Annotated in this window: 14 protein-coding genes; 11 read left to right on the top strand and 3 right to left on the bottom strand. The window is 65.2% G+C overall.

What is annotated here, in order from left to right:
- Nucleotides 1-45: 45 nt before the first annotated feature.
- From ACZ0BA_RS25255 to ACZ0BA_RS25300, 10 genes are all read left to right on the top strand, one after another.
- Nucleotides 46-1,122, top strand: a complete 1,077-nt coding sequence (locus ACZ0BA_RS25255; protein ID WP_463453860.1) for a pilus assembly protein PilM — start codon at nucleotides 46-48, stop codon at nucleotides 1,120-1,122.
- Nucleotides 1,122-1,736: a PilN domain-containing protein gene (locus tag ACZ0BA_RS25260; protein ID WP_463453861.1), complete on the top strand. Its 615-nt coding sequence runs from the start codon at nucleotides 1,122-1,124 to the stop codon at nucleotides 1,734-1,736. Before ACZ0BA_RS25255 ends, ACZ0BA_RS25260 begins: the two co-directional genes overlap by 1 nt.
- An 11-nt stretch (nucleotides 1,737-1,747) precedes the next feature.
- Nucleotides 1,748-2,422 (top strand): type IV pilus inner membrane component PilO, encoded by a 675-nt coding sequence (locus ACZ0BA_RS25265; RefSeq protein WP_463453862.1) that lies wholly within the window; start codon nucleotides 1,748-1,750, stop codon nucleotides 2,420-2,422.
- Nucleotides 2,419-2,970, top strand: a complete 552-nt coding sequence (locus tag ACZ0BA_RS25270) for a pilus assembly protein PilP (RefSeq protein ID WP_463453863.1) — start codon at nucleotides 2,419-2,421, stop codon at nucleotides 2,968-2,970. The genes ACZ0BA_RS25265 and ACZ0BA_RS25270 overlap by 4 nt, the downstream gene beginning before the upstream one ends.
- Nucleotides 2,967-5,195: a type IV pilus secretin PilQ gene (gene pilQ / locus ACZ0BA_RS25275; RefSeq protein WP_463453864.1), complete on the top strand. Its 2,229-nt coding sequence runs from the start codon at nucleotides 2,967-2,969 to the stop codon at nucleotides 5,193-5,195. The genes ACZ0BA_RS25270 and pilQ overlap by 4 nt, the downstream gene beginning before the upstream one ends.
- 72 nt (nucleotides 5,196-5,267) lie before the next feature.
- A complete protein-coding gene (locus ACZ0BA_RS25280; protein WP_463453865.1) occupies nucleotides 5,268-7,448 on the top strand; it encodes a beta strand repeat-containing protein in 2,181 nt (726 codons plus the stop codon).
- Nucleotides 7,449-7,499: 51 nt separating this feature from the next.
- On the top strand, nucleotides 7,500-9,143 hold the full coding sequence (aroKB, locus tag ACZ0BA_RS25285) for a bifunctional shikimate kinase/3-dehydroquinate synthase AroKB (protein WP_463453866.1): 1,644 nt from the start codon (nucleotides 7,500-7,502) through the stop codon (nucleotides 9,141-9,143).
- A 12-nt stretch (nucleotides 9,144-9,155) separates the two neighbouring features.
- Nucleotides 9,156-10,292: a deoxyguanosinetriphosphate triphosphohydrolase gene (locus tag ACZ0BA_RS25290; RefSeq protein WP_463453867.1), complete on the top strand. Its 1,137-nt coding sequence runs from the start codon at nucleotides 9,156-9,158 to the stop codon at nucleotides 10,290-10,292.
- A 54-nt stretch (nucleotides 10,293-10,346) separates the two neighbouring features.
- A complete protein-coding gene (locus tag ACZ0BA_RS25295; protein ID WP_463453868.1) occupies nucleotides 10,347-10,691 on the top strand; it encodes a hypothetical protein in 345 nt (114 codons plus the stop codon).
- Nucleotides 10,692-10,698: 7 nt separating this feature from the next.
- Nucleotides 10,699-10,980: a hypothetical protein gene (locus ACZ0BA_RS25300; RefSeq protein WP_463453869.1), complete on the top strand. Its 282-nt coding sequence runs from the start codon at nucleotides 10,699-10,701 to the stop codon at nucleotides 10,978-10,980.
- Here ACZ0BA_RS25300 and mutY read toward each other — a convergent pair.
- The 3 genes from mutY to mutM are packed head-to-tail and all read right to left on the bottom strand — an operon-like array spanning nucleotide 10,977 to nucleotide 14,923.
- The gene (gene mutY, locus ACZ0BA_RS25305; RefSeq protein ID WP_463453870.1) at nucleotides 10,977-12,107 is read right to left on the bottom strand and encodes an A/G-specific adenine glycosylase; all 1,131 of its coding nucleotides are present in this window, start codon (nucleotides 12,105-12,107) and stop codon (nucleotides 10,977-10,979) included. The two genes, ACZ0BA_RS25300 and mutY, sit on opposite strands and share 4 nt — an antisense overlap.
- 27 nt (nucleotides 12,108-12,134) lie before the next feature.
- The gene (locus tag ACZ0BA_RS25310; protein WP_463454827.1) at nucleotides 12,135-14,063 is read right to left on the bottom strand and encodes a dynamin family protein; all 1,929 of its coding nucleotides are present in this window, start codon (nucleotides 14,061-14,063) and stop codon (nucleotides 12,135-12,137) included.
- A 26-nt stretch (nucleotides 14,064-14,089) separates the two neighbouring features.
- A complete protein-coding gene (gene mutM, locus ACZ0BA_RS25315) occupies nucleotides 14,090-14,923 on the bottom strand; it encodes a bifunctional DNA-formamidopyrimidine glycosylase/DNA-(apurinic or apyrimidinic site) lyase (protein ID WP_463453871.1) in 834 nt (277 codons plus the stop codon).
- Between the two features lie 162 nt (nucleotides 14,924-15,085).
- Here mutM and ACZ0BA_RS25320 point away from each other — a divergent pair, with 162 nt between their 5' ends.
- The gene (locus tag ACZ0BA_RS25320; RefSeq protein ID WP_463453872.1) at nucleotides 15,086-16,864 is read left to right on the top strand and encodes a tetratricopeptide repeat protein; all 1,779 of its coding nucleotides are present in this window, start codon (nucleotides 15,086-15,088) and stop codon (nucleotides 16,862-16,864) included.
- Nucleotides 16,865-16,909: the final 45 nt, after the last annotated feature.

Below are 16,909 nucleotides of genomic sequence, written 5' to 3' on the forward strand. Positions count from 1 at the left end.
AGGCTTTTAGGGCACAGCCTCTGTCGAGGCGCCGGAGACACTCGCATGATCGACTTCAAGATGCTGTTCGGGCAGGGCAGTCCGCCGCTGATGGGCCTGGATATCAGCACTTCCAGCGTGCGCGTGGTGGAACTGGCCCAGGGCGCCAAGGGCGAGGTCCGCCTCGAGCGCTACGCGGCCGAGCCGCTGCCGCGCGGCGCCGTGGTCGACGGCAACATCGAGAACATGGACCAGGTGGTCGAGGTGGTGCGGCGCGTGTGGAAGAAAAGCGGCAGCCGCGCCAGGCTGGCCGCGCTGGGCATGCCGCCGGCGTCCGTCATTACCAAAAAGATCATCTTGCCGTCCGGCCTGTCGGAGGACCAGCTCGAGGTGCAGGTCGAATCCGAGGCCAGCCAATATATCCCGTTCGCGCTCGACGAGGTCAGCCTGGACTTCGACGTCATCGGCGCGGCCGCCAACTCGCCCGAGGACATCGAGGTCATGCTGGCCGCCTCGCGCCGCGAAAAGGTCGAGGACCGGGTCGCCATCGCCGAGGCTTCCGGCCTGAAGGCGACCGTGATGGACATCGAATCGTACGCCGCCCGCGCCGCGCTCGACCGCGTCACCGCGCAATTGCCCGGGGCCGGCGCCGGCCAGGTGGTGGCGCTGTTCCAGATCGGCGCCCAGGTCACCCATATCTCCGTCATGCTCGACGGCGCCACCGTCTACGAGCGCGAGCAGCCCTTCGGCGGCAATTCGCTGACCCAGGACATCGTGCGCGCCTATGGCATGGCGTTCGAAGAGGCCGAGGCGCGCAAGAAAAGCGGCGACCTGCCTGACAACTACGTGCCGGAGCTGCTCACGCCCTTTCTCGAGAGCGCGGCGATGGAGGTCACGCGCGCGATCCAGTTCTTCTACACGTCCACCCCCTACACCCGGGTCGACCAGCTGTTCCTGGCCGGCGGCTGCGCCGTCATCCCCGGCCTGCTCGAGCTGGTGGCCGGCCGCACGCGGATCGCCAACGCCGTGATTTCGCCGTTCAAGGGCATGCAGCTGGGCGCGTCGGTGCGCGAGGCGCAGCTGCGCGTCGATGCCCCGGCCTACCTGGTCGCCTGCGGCCTGGCGCTGCGGAGGTTCGGCTGATGATACGCATCAACCTGTTGCCCCACCGCGAGGAAAAACGCAAGCAAAAGAAGTCCGCCTTCTTTGCGCTGCTGGCGCTGGGCGGCGTCATCGGCGTTGGCGTGGTGCTGCTGGTGGGCGGCTACAACGCCCGCGCGATCTCGATCCAGGGCGAGCGCAACCAGGTGCTGAAAACCGCCATCGGCGGGCTCGACAAGAAAATCGCCGAGATCGCCACATTGAAGCAGGAGATCGAGGCGCTCAAGGCGCGCCAGCAGGCCGTCGAGGATTTGCAGGGCGACCGCAACCAGCCGGTCTACCTGCTTGACGAGCTGGTCAGGCAGACCCCGCCCGGCGTTTATTTGAAAAGTTTCAAGCAGGAGGGGCAGAAGGTGTCGGTGCTGGGTTATGCGCAGTCGCAGGAGCGCGTGTCCGAGCTGCTGCGTAATCTGGCGGGCGTGTCGCCGTGGTTGGAGCGCCCGGACTTGATCGAAGTCAAGTCCACCGCGCTCGGCCAGGGCAAGACCAGCAAGAAAGTGGTCGAATTCAACTTGATGGTTTATATCAAGCGTCCGCGCGACAAGGATGGCGCGCCAGGCGACAAGGCCGGGCCCAAGCCGTCGGCCCGGTCCTAGGAGCGATGGCGATGGCGACAACAAACCTCGATCTGAACCAGCTGGGCGCGCGCCTGGCCGGCCAGTTCCGCAACCTCAACGACCGTCATCCCGGCCAGTGGCCGCTGGCGCCGCGCCTGCTGTGCGCGATCGGCGTGGCGGCGGCGGTGATGGCGGCCGGCTACTTCGGCTACTGGAGCTCGCAGTTCGAGGAGCAGGACGCCGGCGCCCAGGCCGAACTCAAGCTGCGCGACGAATACCGCTTCAAAACCGGCCAGGCGATCAACCTGGAGGCGCTGCGGGCCCAGAAGGTGCAGGTCGACCAGTATGTCGAACGCTTGCAGAAACAGCTGCCCAGCAAGGCAGAGATGGCCGCTTTGCTGACCGACATCAACCAGGCCGGCTCCGGACGCGGCCTGCAGTTCGAGCTGTTCAAGCCGGCCCAGGTTGTGGTCAAGGATTACTACGCCGAGCTGCCCATCGATATCAAGGTCACCGGCAGCTACCACGACATCGGCGCTTTCGCCGGCGACATGGCCAATCTGTCGCGCATCGTCACCCTCAACAACATGGCGCTGGGCACCGGCAAGGATGGCGTGCTGACCCTGGAGGCGGTGGCCAAGACGTTCCGCTACCTCGATCCGGAAGAAGTGCAGGCGCAGCGCAAGGCGGCCGCCGACAAGAAAAAGGCGGCGAAAAAATCATGAGTGCCCGGACCCCGCTTCGATGGTGGTTGATCACGGCGGCGCTGTCGCTGCTGGCTGCCTGCGGCGACGACGACGCCCAGCAGGTGCGCGCGTGGATGCGCGAGGTCGACGCCCAGACCAAGGTGAAAGTGCCGCCGCTGGCCGAGCCGAAGACCTTCATCCCGTTCGCCTACGCGCAGAAGGACGTGGTCGATCCGTTCAATCCGAACAAGCTGCTGGCCGAGCTGGCCAAGCTGGACGCGCGCACCGGCGGCGGGCTGCGTCCGGACGTCGAGCGGCGCAAGGAATTGTTGGAGAGCTACCCGCTCGACACCGTCAAGATGGTCGGCACCATCGAGAAGAGCGGCGTGATGCACGCGGTGCTGCAGATCGACCGCTCTGTGCACCAGGTCGTCAAAGGCCAGCATATCGGACAGAACTACGGCCGGATCACCGGCATTACCGAGGACGCGGTCAGCATCCGGGAAATCGTCCAGGATGCGACCGGCGACTGGGTCGAACGCATGTCGAAGCTGGAACTGCAGGAAAGCAAGGAGAATATCAAATGACCGCTCGAATCACGGTCCGGCGCGCGCCGGCCGCCCGCCGCGCTCCGCTATGGGCCCTGGGGTTGGTCGTGACCCTGACCTCGGCCCTGGCGCCGCAGCCGTATGCCAACGCCCAGCCGGCCACCGCGCCCACTGCCTCCTCCGCTTCCACCGTCGCCGCCAATGCCATCGAGTCGATCAGCGCCAACCAGCAAGGCGCTAATGTCATCGTCAGGATCGCGCTGAAAAACCCGCCCGACAAACTCCCCATCGGCTTTGCCATCACCAACCCGCCCCGTATCGCGCTGGACCTCGGCGCCACCGTCAACGGCACCGGCAAGACCACGCAGGAGTTCAATACCGGCGACCTGCGCAGCGTCAACGTGGTGCAGGCGGGCGAGCGCTCGCGCCTGGTCTTCAACCTCAAGCGCAGTCTGAACTACGCCACCGCCATCGACGGCAAAGCCATCATTCTCACCATCGACGGTTCCGGCGGCGTGGCCACGGCGGTCGACGCCCGGGGCCTGCCGGCTGTTGCAAGCGCCGCCGCCGCCCCGGCCGCCACGGGCCGGCCCATGCTGCGCGACCTCGATTTCCGCCGTGGCGCCAACGGCGAGGGCCGGGTCGTGGTCGACCTGCCCAACAACCAGGTGGCCGTCGATGTGCGCCAGACGCCGACCGGCGTGGTGGTCGACTTCCTCAAGACGGGCCTGCCGGAAACGCTGCGTCGCCGGCTCGACGTCGGCGACTTCGGCACGCCGGTGTCGCTGGTCACCAGCGTGCCGCAGGGCGATAACACGCGCCTGACGGTCGAGGCGCGCGGGCTGTGGGAGCAGACCGTGTATCAAAGCGACACCCAGCTGGTGATCGACATCAAGCCGATCAAGGAAGACCCCAACAAGCTCACGCAGGGCTCGCAGGGTTACCGTGGCGAGAAGCTGTCGTTCAACTTCCAGAACGTCGAGGTGCGCGCGGCGCTGCAGGCGATCGCCGACATTTCCGGCCTGAACATCATCACCAGCGACAGCGTCAGCGGCAACCTGACGTTGCGCCTGAAGGAGGTGCCGTGGGACCAGGCGCTTGACGTGGTGTTGCAGGCCAAGGGCCTGGACATGCGCAAGAACGGCAACGTGTTGTGGATCGCGCCCAAGGAGGAGTTGCTGACCAAGGAAAAGCTGGAGCTGGAGCAACGCGCCCAGATCGCCGACCTCGAGCCGCTCAAGTCGGAGATTTTCCAGCTCAACTACCAGAAGGCCGAGGCCTTCAAAACCGTGTTCGGGATCGACGGCGGCGACGCCAAGAACCGCATGCTGTCCAAGCGCGGCAGTGCCATCATCGAGCCGCGCACCAACCAGCTGTTTGTTACCGACATCGCCTCCAAGCTCGAGGACGTGCGCCGCCTGATCGCCAAGACCGACATCGCCACCAAGCAGGTGCTGATCGAGGCGCGCATCGTCGAGGCCAGCGACACCTTCACCCGCAACCTCGGCGCCAAGCTCGGCTTCGCCGACATGCGCACCATCCGTGGCGGCGACGCCGGCTACCAGATCGGCAACGGCAACACCCGCGTCGGCATCGGCGGCAACATGAACGGTGTCGGCCAGATCACCGGCCAGGTGTCGCTCGCCGAGGGCACCTTCGACAACACGCAATTCGTCAACCTGCCGGCGGCCAACATCAACGGCGTGCCGGCCGGCAGCCTGGCGATCAGCCTGTTTTCGTCGGCGGCCAACCGCTTCCTCAACCTGGAACTGTCGGCGCTGGAGGCCGACGGCACCGGCAAGATCATCTCCAGCCCGCGCGTGATCACCGCCGACAAGGCCATCGCGCTGATCGAGCAGGGCATCGAACTGCCGTACCAGGTGGCCACCAGCAGCGGCGCGACGTCGATCCAGTTCCGCAAGGCCAACCTGCGGCTGGAAGTGACGCCGCAGATCACGCCGGACGGCAACGTTGTCATCGACGTCGATGTCAACAAGGACAGCGTGGGCCAGGAGACGCGCGCCGGCTTTGCCATCGACACCAAGCACGTCAAGACGCAGGTGATGGTCGAGAACGGCGGCACGGTGGTGCTGGGCGGTATCTATCAGCAAACCGAGCGCAACACCACCAGCAAGGTGCCATTGCTGGGCGACGTGCCGGTGCTGGGCTATCTGTTCCGCACCAATTCGCGCACCCACGACAAGACCGAGTTGCTGGTCTTTATTACACCCAAGATCGTCGCCGAGCGTTTGTCCACCCGCTGACATGCGGACACGCTGACCCGGCCAGCCGTATTCGAGTGATGCACTTATTTCTGGTAAAGATAGGAACACGTCATGAAAAAATTCACGGGATGGCTGGTGATGGTGGTGTGCGCGGGCGTGCTCGCGGCGTGCGGCGGCGGTGGCGGCTCGCCCGGCGCCAACAGCGCCGGGGTGGCGCCGTCGAAGGCGGCCAGCGTGGTGCTCACGGCCAATGCGGCCACCATCGCATCGTCCGGCCTGGACGGCACCGAGGTGACGTTGACGGCCATCGTCAAGGACGGCGGCGGCAACGCGCTGGCCAACGAAACCGTCAGCTTTGCCACCAGCTCGGGCACCGTGACCAGCACCAACCGGCTGAGCAACGCCTCCGGCCAGGTGGTTGAAAAACTCAGCGTCAAGGGCGACAGCGCGCTGCGCAAGATCACCGTGACGGCCAGCGCCGGCGGCAGGACCTCGAGCCCGGTCACGATCGACGTCGTCAACGCCGTGCCGACCTTGTCGCTGACCACCGACACCGGCACCTTGGCGTCGGCCGGCACCGCCGGCAACGAGGTGACGGTGGTGGCGCTGGTGCGCGATTCCAACAACACCGTCATGCCCGGCGTGCCGGTCGATCTGCGGGCCGATTCGGGCAGTCTGACGCTGACCAGCCGCACCACCAACGCCCAGGGCATCGTCACCGAGAAACTCGGCACCGGCGCCGACGCCACCTCGCGCGCGATCCGGATCACCGCCACGGCCGCCGGCGCCGCGCCGGTCACCACCATCGTCAACGTTGCCGGCAACGGCTTGACCATCAACGCCGCGCGCACCATCAACGTCGGCGCCAGCGACGACATCACCGTCAAACTGGTCGATTCGGCCGGCAACGCGCTGGTGGGCAAGCCGGTGGTGTTCGCCTCGAACGCCAACACGCTGGTGGTCAAGGGCGGCGGCGCGGCGGTCACCAACTCCGCCGGCCAGCTGATCCTCAGCTACACGGCCAGCGGCGGCAGCGCCGACGTGGTCACCGTGCGCGCGATGGGGGAGGCGGCCTCGGCCGGCATCACCATCAACTCGTCGACGTTCGCGATCCGCTCGCTCAACGCCGGCGGCAACGTGCAGGCCACGGCCAGCATCGGCGGCTGCCAGCAGGTGGCGGTCACCGGCGGCCCGATCGGCAACGTCACCATCACCAGCTCGCGCGGCGTCGTCTACAGCGACGCCGCCTGCACGGCGCCGCTGGCCGGCACCTTACCGCTGAGCGGCGGCGCGGCGGTGGCGTATCTCAACGCCACCGGCCCCGGCGTCGCCACGCTGACCGCCAGCGCGGCCGGCCTGACCACCCAGACCGAACTGGAATTTGTCGCGCCGCTGACGGCCACGGCCACCATCTCGCTGCAGGCCGATCCGGCCGTGATCGGCGCCAACACGGCCGGCAGCACCACCCAGCAGGCCACCTTGCGCGCCGTGGTGCGCGACGGTCCGGCGCAGAACAACCCGGTCAAGAACGCCATCGTGGCCTTCTCCATCATCACCGATCCGAGCGGCGGCACGCTGACGCAGCCGTCCGAAGCGCTTACCGCCGCCGACGGTTCGGCCACCGTCAGCTTTGTGGCGGGGACCACCGCCACCGCCACCGACGGCGTGCGCATCCAGGCCCGGGTGATCGGCGGCTCCGGCGCCACAGCGGCGGTCAACCTGACCGTGGCGCAAAAATCGCTGTTCATCAGCGCCGGCACCGGCAACACCATCGGCGTGCCGAACAGCGCCACCTACCAGGCCGACTACGCCGTCATCGTCACCGACGCGGCCGGCAACGCCGTGCCGGGCGTAAAGCTGACCGCTTCGGTGTTGCCAGACCGCTACTACAAGGGGGCGCTCAGTTACAAGGCGCCCCAGGGGCCGTGGGAACGGGTGCAGACGGCCAGCTGCGCCAACGAGGACCTGAACAGCAACGGGATTCTCGATCCGGGCGAGGATTTGAACGGCAATGGCAGCCTGCAGCCGGGCATTCCGGTGACGGTCACCACCAACGTGGTCACCGACGCCAGCGGGCGCGCGCTCGTGTCGCTGGTGTACCCGCGCAACTTCGTCAATTGGCTCGACGTCAACCTGACCATTCGCGGCGCGGCATCTTCCGGCACGGAGTCTTCGTACACCTCTCTGGTACACTTGATGGGCTTGAGCTCTGATTACAGTGATCAAAACATTACGCCACCAGGCGTGGTCAGCCCTTACGGGGTGGCGACATCGTGCAGTGACCGCAACTAAGCAAGGTGCGGGCCGGCCGGTGACGTCGCCCGCAATTTAGTTGGATCGTGCATGCAAAATGTGTTTCTAGTCGGGCTGATGGGGGCAGGAAAGACCACCATCGGCCGCATTCTGGCCCGCAAACTGGGTCTGCGGTTCATGGATTCGGACCACGAGATCGAGGCCCGCACCGGCGCCTCCATCCCCTGGATCTTTGAGATCGAGGGTGAGCCGAGCTTTCGCCGGCGCGAGGCCGAGGTCATCCGCGAGCTGACCGGCCAACAGGACCTGGTGCTGGCCACCGGCGGCGGCGCCGTGCTCGATCCGGACAGCCGCGCCTTCCTCAAGGCCCGCGGCACCGTCATCTACCTGCGCACGACCGTCCACAGCATCCTGCAGCGCACCGCGCACGACAAGAACCGGCCGCTGCTGCAAACCGCCGACCCGCGCAAAAAGCTCGAGGAATTGATGGCCGTGCGCGATCCGCTGTATATGGAGATCGCCGACGTGGTGATCGATACCGGCCGACCTAACGTACAATCCATGGTCCAATCCATTTTGACCCAGTTGGAGAGACTGGCCTGCGAGGCCGCGCCCAACTGCGTCACCCAAGCGGAACCATCGATGAACGAAGAATCCACCATCCTGTTGAATGTCGACCTGGGCGAGCGCAGCTACCCGATCTCGATCGGCCCGGCGCTGCTGGCCGACGGCGCGCTGCTGGCGCGCCACGTCCACGGCGGCAAGGTCGCCATCGTCACCAACACCACCGTCGCGCCGCTGTACCTGGAGCGTGTCGAGGCCGGACTGCGCAGTGCCGGCAAGCAAGTAACGACTATCGTGCTGCCGGACGGCGAAGAGTTCAAGACCTGGCCGAGCCTGATGCAAATCTTCGATGCGCTGCTGGCCAACAAGGCCGACCGCAAGACCACCCTGATCGCCCTCGGCGGCGGCGTCATCGGCGACCTGACCGGTTACGCGGCGGCCAGCTACATGCGCGGCGTCGATTTCATCCAGGTGCCGACCACCTTGCTGTCGCAGGTCGATTCGTCGGTCGGCGGCAAGACAGGCATCAACCATCCGCTGGGCAAGAACATGATCGGCGCGTTCTACCAGCCGCGCGCCGTGATCGCCGACACGTCGACACTGGAAACCCTGCCGGCGCGCGAGCTGTCGGCCGGCCTGGCCGAGGTGATCAAGCACGGCGCCATTATCGACGCCGCCTTCTTCGACTGGATCGAGGCCAATATCGCCAAGCTGATGGCGCGCGACAAGGGCGCGCTGGCGTACGCGATCGCCCGTTCGTGCGAGATCAAGGCCGACGTGGTGCGCCAGGACGAGCGCGAGGGCGGCCTGCGCGCCATCCTCAACTTCGGCCACACCTTCGGCCACGCGATCGAGAACGGCCTGGGCTACGGCCAGTGGCTGCACGGCGAGGCGGTCGGCTGCGGCATGGTGATGGCGGCCGACCTGTCGCATCGCATGGGACTGGTCGACGAGGCCACCGTGGCGCGCGTGCGCGCGCTGGTCGAGGCGGCCGGCCTGCCGGTCAAGGCGCCGGACCTGGGCGCCGAGCGCTGGCTCGAGCTGATGGAGGTCGACAAGAAGAACGAGGGCGGCGCCATCAAGTTCATCCTGCTCAAGCCGCTGGGTGCGCCAAGCATCACCAATGCGCCGCGCGAGCTGCTGATGGCCACCCTGGCCGCCAGCGTCTAGGCGGGGGCGACGATGCTGCCCGAAGAGTACCTGGCTCCCTACGCCGCCCATTCAGCGGGCGGCGCCGGCCGCCGCTATCCGGAAACGGCGCATTCGTCGCGCAGCCAGTTCCAGCGCGACCGCGACCGCATCATCCATTCGTCGGCGTTCCGCCGGCTCGAATACAAAACCCAGGTGTTCCTCAACCACGAGGGCGACCTGTTCCGCACCCGGCTGACGCACAGCCTGGAAGTGGCGCAGGTGGGCCGCTCGCTGGCGCGCAACCTGCGCCTGAACGAGGATCTGGTGGAGGCGATCTCGCTGGCGCACGACCTCGGCCACACGCCGTTCGGCCACGTCGGCCAGGACGTGCTCAACGAATGCATGAAGGAACACGGCGGCTTCGAACACAACCTGCAAAGCCTGCGCGTGGTCGACGAGCTCGAAGAGCATTACGGCGCCTACGACGGCCTGAACCTGATGTTCGAGACGCGCGAGGGCATCCTCAAGCACTGCTCGCTGACCAACGCCCGGTTGTTGGGACCGGTCGCGGTGCGTTTCATCGACCGCACGCAGCCGTCGCTGGAGGCGCAGCTGACCAATCTGGCCGACGAGATCGCCTACAACAGCCACGACATCGACGACGGCCTGCGCTCGGGCCTGATCACCATCGAGCAGCTGGAGCAGGTCGATTTTTTCGCGCGCCTGTGGCGCGACGTGCAGCAGACCTTCCCGGGGTTGTCGGGACGGCGCGCGATCTACGAAACGTTGCGGCGCCTGATCACGGCGCTGGCCGACGACCTGATCGTCACCTCCGGCGCCTTGCTGGCCGACGCCGCGCCGAAGAGCATCGACGATGTGCGCGCGGCGCCGCCGCTGATCCGTTTCTCCGATCCGATGCGCAAGGACGCGACCGAGCTCAAGCGCTTCCTGCGCGAGAACCTGTACCGCCACTACAAGGTCAACCGCATGCGCGTGAAGGCCAGCCGCATCGTGCGCGAACTGTACGAATCGTTCATGGCCGAGCCCGTCTTGCTGCCGCCGGATTACCAGGACAAATCGGGCGACGTCGGCAAGCAGGCGCGCAAGATCGCCGACTACATCGCCGGCATGACCGACCGCTACGCCATCCGCGAACACCGCCGTCTTTTCTCGCTCGACGAGCTTTGAGTCGAATCAATCGAACACTCTTGATCATCAACGTCGTTAGGATGATCATGGGTGATGGACGAGCAAATCACCCCAATCGATAAGCGCCTTACTTCGGTGGAGAAAGCCGCTGCGACACTGAGTGCGGAGGTTTCTTTTGCGCGCGATCACTACGCGACTAAGGAGGATGCTGTGCGCCTCGAGGGGCGCGTCGCCGTTATTCAGTCCAACTACGCGACCAAAGAGAATGTGGCCGAACTGCGCACGGAATTAGGTGCGGCGGAGCTGAGACTGACTATCAAAATAGCCGATTTGGAAAGTAAAGTTCTCGCCATGGGGAATCGGCATCTGCGCTGGAGTGTTGGGGCCATCGTCGCCGTCGCAGGCGTTGTGCTTGCCATCGTTCGAACATTCCCGTGAGGTGGATATGAGCGATCAAATCTATGATCCGGAAAGAAGTTTTAGTTCTGTAGAGGCCTACATCGCAGCCCGCAGGCAGGCTACATTCGCTACGAAAGTGGAACTGATACAAATGGAGACACGCATTGCCATTGCATCGGCTGAGGCAAAAAGAGAGCTGAAATTGGAGCTCTCGGAGCTGGAATTGAAGCTGTTGCTGAAGGAGCGTGATCGCTTGCGGTGGTGGTTAGTCGTAACATGTTTCGCCGCACCTGCGGTCGCATGGGCATTTCTCAAACTTCTTTCCTAAAACATCCGCGCCTGCGCATCGCGCGCATCGCCCATCAACTCCAGCAGCAGCTTCTTGATCGGCGCCGGCAGCGCCGCGTCGGCCAGCCTGGCGGCGTCGTACCAGACGTGGCCGGCCTCGGCCGCCATCGGCACGCGCCGCGCCAACGTCACCCGGTACGGCGCGATGTGCAGCTTGTAGTGCGTGAACACGTGCGTGACCGTCGACAGTCGCTCGTGCGATTCCATCTCGCCGAACTTGCCGACCGCCAGCATCAACACGTCGTCGTCGGCCGCCGGGATGTCGTCGTCTTCCGCCAGCACATGGCCGTCAAGCTCCGGCAGCGACAGCAAGCCGCCCCAGATGCCGGTCGGCGGCCGCTGCTCCAGCAGCACCTGGCCGTTGTCGATAATCGCGAGCATCACCGAATGCTTCTCCGGCGAGGTTTTCTTCGGCTTGCGCACCGGCAGATCCTTGGTGCGGTTGGTGGCGAAGGCAACGCAGCGCGGCTGCATCGGACAGCGTTCGCACGACGGGCTGCTGCGCGTGCACAGGGTCGCGCCCATGTCCATCAAGCCCTGCGTGTACGACTCGATGCCTTGCTCCGGCAACAGCGCCTCGGCGCGGCGCCACATCATCTCCTCGGTGCGGCGCTCGCCCGGATAGGCGTCGATGCCGAACACGCGCGCGAACACCCGCTTGACGTTGCCGTCCATGATGGCCGCGCGCGTGCCGCTCGAAAACGCCGAGATCGCCGCCGCCGTCGAGCGGCCGATGCCGGGCAGCTCGGCCAATAATGCCGGGTCGGACGGGAACACGCCGTCATACTCGGCCACCACGCGCTGCGCGCACTTGTGCAGGTTGCGCGCGCGGGTGTAGTAGCCCAGGCCGCTCCACTGCGCCATGACATCCTCGACCGGCGCCGCCGCCAGGTCGCGCAAGGTCGGAAAGCGCTCCAGGAAACGCGCGTAATAGCCCAGCACCGCCGACACCTGCGTCTGCTGCAGCATGATTTCGGACAGCCAGATCAGATACGCGTCGGTGGTGTTTTGCCATGGCAGCGCGTGGCGCCCATGCTGTTTCTGCCAGCCGATCAGGTCCGATGAAAAACTCGGATCGGCAAAATTCTCAACAACTTCAACCTTCATTGTGTTCCTAAATTAGATCTTGAAAATTCACGCGGCGGCGTCGAGCGCCACGAATTCCGCGTTGATGGCGGTGCCGATGGCGGCCGCCAGTTCGGTCAGGCGCAGCTTTTGCGCATCCAGCTGTTGCTGGCTGCTTTCGAACGCCTCGATCTTTTGTTCCAGGCTGTCGGTGGCGTCGTGGATACGCTGGATCGACGCCAGCCGGTGCTTGAGCTGCTCCTTGTGCTGGCGGATCTGCGCCTCCAGCGGTGCCATGATCACCTTCAGCCACGCCTCGGCGTCGTTGTTGGCCGACTTGAAGCAGCCACGCACGCGCGAGGCGATGGTGTCGAAGAACTTCTCCATCAGCACCACGCGGCTGGTCGTGATCAGGGTCGCGGTGCCGAACTGCTTGTAGTAGATCGCCTCGATCGATGCGATCTCGTCGCGGTACGGCGCCAGCGAAAACGGCATCGGCAGCGCCAGGGTCAAGCCGTGCTCGCTGGCGAAGCGGCGGTACATCACGCCCATCATCTCGCTGATCTCGACCGTCTTGCGCTCGGAAGCGTCGAGGTTGGCGCGGATGCGTTCGAAGTAGTTGCGCACCGCCTCGCGCACGCCGGTGAAAAAGCGGCTGCGCTGCATTTGCTCGCGCACCAGGTCGATATCGTCGCGCACGATGTCCATGCCGATGCTGGTGTAAAGCTCGGTCGACAGGCGGGTGAACACGGCGCGCGTGGCCTGCAGCTTGAACAGGCTGGTGTCGAATTCCTTTTTCTCGACATCGATGCGGCGCATCATGTGGGCAATCACCGTCTGGTTCTTGCCGCGCAGGCTTTTGAGCTCGTGCAGCTGCTCGACGATGCCGCGCGAGCGCGCGTTGACCAGGGCCATCTGCGCCACGCTCAGCGCGCGCAGTTCCTCGCTCAACTGCCGGCGTACGATGTCCTTTTTGGCCGGGATCAGCTCGTCGAACAGCGCCGTCTCGAGCGCCTGCAGGCGGCTGCGGTCGAGCAGGGCGCTGTCCTGCGTGATCTTGCCCACCAGCGCCTTTTGCGCTGAGACGGGAAACACCTGGCGCGCCTCGAGCGCCAGCACGTGCGCGACGTTGGCCTGCTGGCGTTCGATCTCGACGTCGACCTCGGCCTGGCTGCGCAGCTCGTCCCACATGCTGTCGATCTTGTTGAGCACGACAAGGCGGCCGGCGCCGGCGCCGATGTGGTTGCGCCAGACTTCGATGTCGCTCTTGGTCACGCCGGTGTCGGCGGCCAGGATGAACAGCACCGCGTGCGCGTTCGGAATCAAATTCAGCGTCAGTTCCGGCTCGGTGCCGATGGCGTTCAGACCGGGCGTATCGAGGATCACCAGTCCCTGCTTGAGCAGCGGATGCGGAAAGTTGATGATGGCGTGGCGCCACAGCGAAATCTCGACCTTGCCGTCCTCGCTGAGCGTGACCGGCATGTCGGGATCGTCCTCGTCGTACAGCCCGTAGCGCTTGGCTTCCTCGACCGGCACGTGGCGCGTCATGCTGACCTGCTTGAAGACCTCGTGCATGTCGGCGCCGACTTCCAGGTTCAGCGGCAGCACGGTCCAGGCCGAAGGCTGATCGCGGTAATCGCCGGTCGACAGGTTGTCGGCCCGGGTTTCGATCGGCAGCAGGCGGATCGATGGCGCGAAACTGGGGTCGTACATCAGCTCGGTCGGACACATGGTGGTGCGGCCGGCCGCCGACGGCAGGATGCGCTGGCCGTAGTCGGCAAAGAAAATGGCATTGATCAGCTCGGATTTGCCGCGCGAGAACTCGGCAACAAAGGCCACCGACAGTTTATCGTCGGCCAGCCGCGCCAGGGTGCGGGCGATGCGCTGGTCGGTCGCGGCGTCGGTCAGCGACGCGGCCGCCACCCAGGACTGGTAATTTTTCAGCGCCGTCACCACGCCCTGACGCCAGGCGCTGTAGTGCTCGAAATCCCTGGCCATCATGCTTTCCGCCCTTGTTTGAGAGTTCACTTCTGGCAGTTCACACAGTAAAAAGTGGACCGCTGCCCCTGCTTGATCTGCCGCACCGGCGCCGCGCACACCTTGCAGGGCACGCCAGCACGATCATAGACGAAATACGTCTGCTGGAAATAACCCGACTGGCCGTTGACGCTAATAAAATCGCGCAGGGTGCTGCCGCCCTGGATGATGGCCTCGGCCAGGATCTCGCGGATCGCCTGCGCCAGTTTCTCGTAGCGCGCCAGGCTGATGCGCTTGGCCGGCGTCTTCGGATTGATGCCCGCACGGAATAAACTTTCCGAGGCGTAAATATTGCCGACGCCAACGACGATATCGCCGGCCAGCAGCACCTGCTTGACGGGCGCGCTGCGCTGGCGGGTCTGATCGTACAACAATTTGCCGGTAAAGCCCGTTTCCAGCGGCTCCACGCCCAGCGCGCGCAGCAGCACGTGGTGTTCCAGCAGGCCATCGGCATCGTCATGCCACAACACGGCGCCGAAGCGGCGCGGGTCCTTCATGCGCAGCACTTGCTTGCCCTGCGGCCCCTCGACCACCAGATCGAAATGGTCGTGTTTTTCCGGCTCGATGCCCGTTTCCATCACCCGCAGGTGGCCAGACATGCCCAGGTGGATGATCAGCGTGCCGTGCTCGAAATGGACCAGCAGGTATTTGCCGCGCCGCCCTGTGCGCACCACCACGCGCCCGGCCAGCAATTGTTGCAGCTGGGCGGGAAACGGCCAGCGCAGGCCCTCGCGGCGCAGTACCACGTCGTGCACGGTGCGTCCTTCGATATGGGGCGCGACGCCGCGCCGGGTCACTTCAACTTCTGGTAATTCTGGCATGTGGATGTCAAATGAGGGCTAATCGTCGAATATCGGGGCGTGGAAAGCGGCCGCAACCTGGCTGGGGCAAAATATTTGGTTACACTAGTCAAAACACGCGATCGATGTGTTGCGCGTAGAATCATCGCCAAATTGCCGACCATTGCTGACCAGGATCTTCCCTTGAAAAACGCTTTCGCCATTGTAACCCTCTCTGCCGTGCTGTCCGCGTGCGCCATAGCGCCGCAAAAAGAGGGCGAGTCCAGTGCCGCCCCCGACCCTGCCGCCCCCGACAGCGCCGCCGCAGTGGTGGAGGCGCCCGCGCCGGTCCCGGAAGTGCTGCCTAACAATGCGCTGACCGGCGACATGCTGTTCCGCATCACCAAGGCCGAGCTCGAATTCAAGCAGGGGCAATGGCAGGGCGCGTATATCACGATGCTGTCGCTGGCCCAGCAGACCCGCGATCCGCGCCTGGCCCGCCGCGCGGCCGAGATGGCGCTGGCCGCCAAACAGGGCCAGGAGGCATTGGCGGCGATCCGCCTGTGGCGCGAGCTGGCGCCCGAGTCCGACGAGGCAACCCAGTATTTCCTCGGATTTGCCGTCGTCAACGACGATCTGAGCGAGGCCGAAGCGATTTTCGCCCATCGCCTGAAGGTCGCCCCGCCGGCCCAGCGTGGCATGGCGATGATGCAAATGCAGCAATTCATGCTGCGCGCCAAAGACAAGGCGGCCTCCTTCGCCATGCAGCAGCGCGTACTGGCGCCGTATGACGATATGCTGGAAAGCCACCTGATCCTGGCGCAGGGCGCCTTTGCCATCAACGATACCGAGCGCGCCCGCGCCGAGGCGGAAAAAGCCCAGGCCATCAAGCCCGACTCCGAGCTGGCGGTGCTGACGATGGCGCAGGTTTCCGGCGACATCGACGCCGCCGGCAAGGTGTTGACCGACTTCCTGGAGAAATATCCGAAGGCGCGCGAGGTGCGTGCCGCCTACGCCCGCATCCTGGTCGATTCCAAGCAGCTCGAGCCGGCCCGGCAGCAATTCCTGACCTTGCTGAAGGACCAGCCCGACAACATCGCCACCTTGTACGCGCTGGGTGTGATGGCGATGCAGACCAACGATCTGCCCGAGGCGGAAAAGTATTTCACGCGGTTCATCACCGTCATGGACGACCATCCGGACGACGAGCGCGACCCGTCCAAGGTGCTGTTCATCCTGTCGCAGATCGCCGAGCAACGCGGCGACTTCGACGCCGCCTACAAGTGGCTGGAGAAAATCGAAGGCGACGATCCCAAGCTGTACCTGAACGCGCGCATGAAAATGGCGACGCTGACCGCGCGCAAGGGCGATGTCGACGGCGCCCGCAAGCAGCTGGCCGCCCTGACCCCGGCCGACCCCGCCGACCAGGCGCAGATCTTCCAGACCGACGCCCAGTTGTTGCGCGACGCCGGCGACACCCGCGCCGCCTACACGGTGCTGGAGAACGCCATCAAGCGCTATCCCGACAATCCGGACCTGCTGTATGACTTTGCCCTGGTGGCGGAAAAGCTCGGCAACGTCGAGCTGATGGAAAAAGCGCTGCGCCAGGTGATGATCGCCGCGCCGGACAACCAGCACGCCTACAACGCGCTGGGCTACTCGCTGGCCGAGCGCAACGAACGCCTGCCGGAAGCCTACGCCTTGATCGACCAGGCGATGAAGATGGCGCCGGGCGATCCGTTCATCATGGACAGCATGGGCTGGGTACAATTCCGCATGGGTAAGCTGGACGAGGCCGAGTCGCTGCTGCGCCGGGCCTACGCGCTGCGCGCCGACCCGGAGATCGCCGTGCACCTGGGCGAAGTGCTGTTTGCCAAGGGCGACACCAGCGGCGCGCAAAAGATCTGGCTGGAAGCCCAGGCCAAAGACCCGAAAAACGATGCGTTGAAGAACACGCTGGCGCGCCTGAACCAAAAGCTGTGATTAAACTCTGCCATTCAAACCCGGCATTTCAACCTTAACCAATAC

It is taken from the genome of Duganella sp. AC917 (assembly GCF_979258245.1).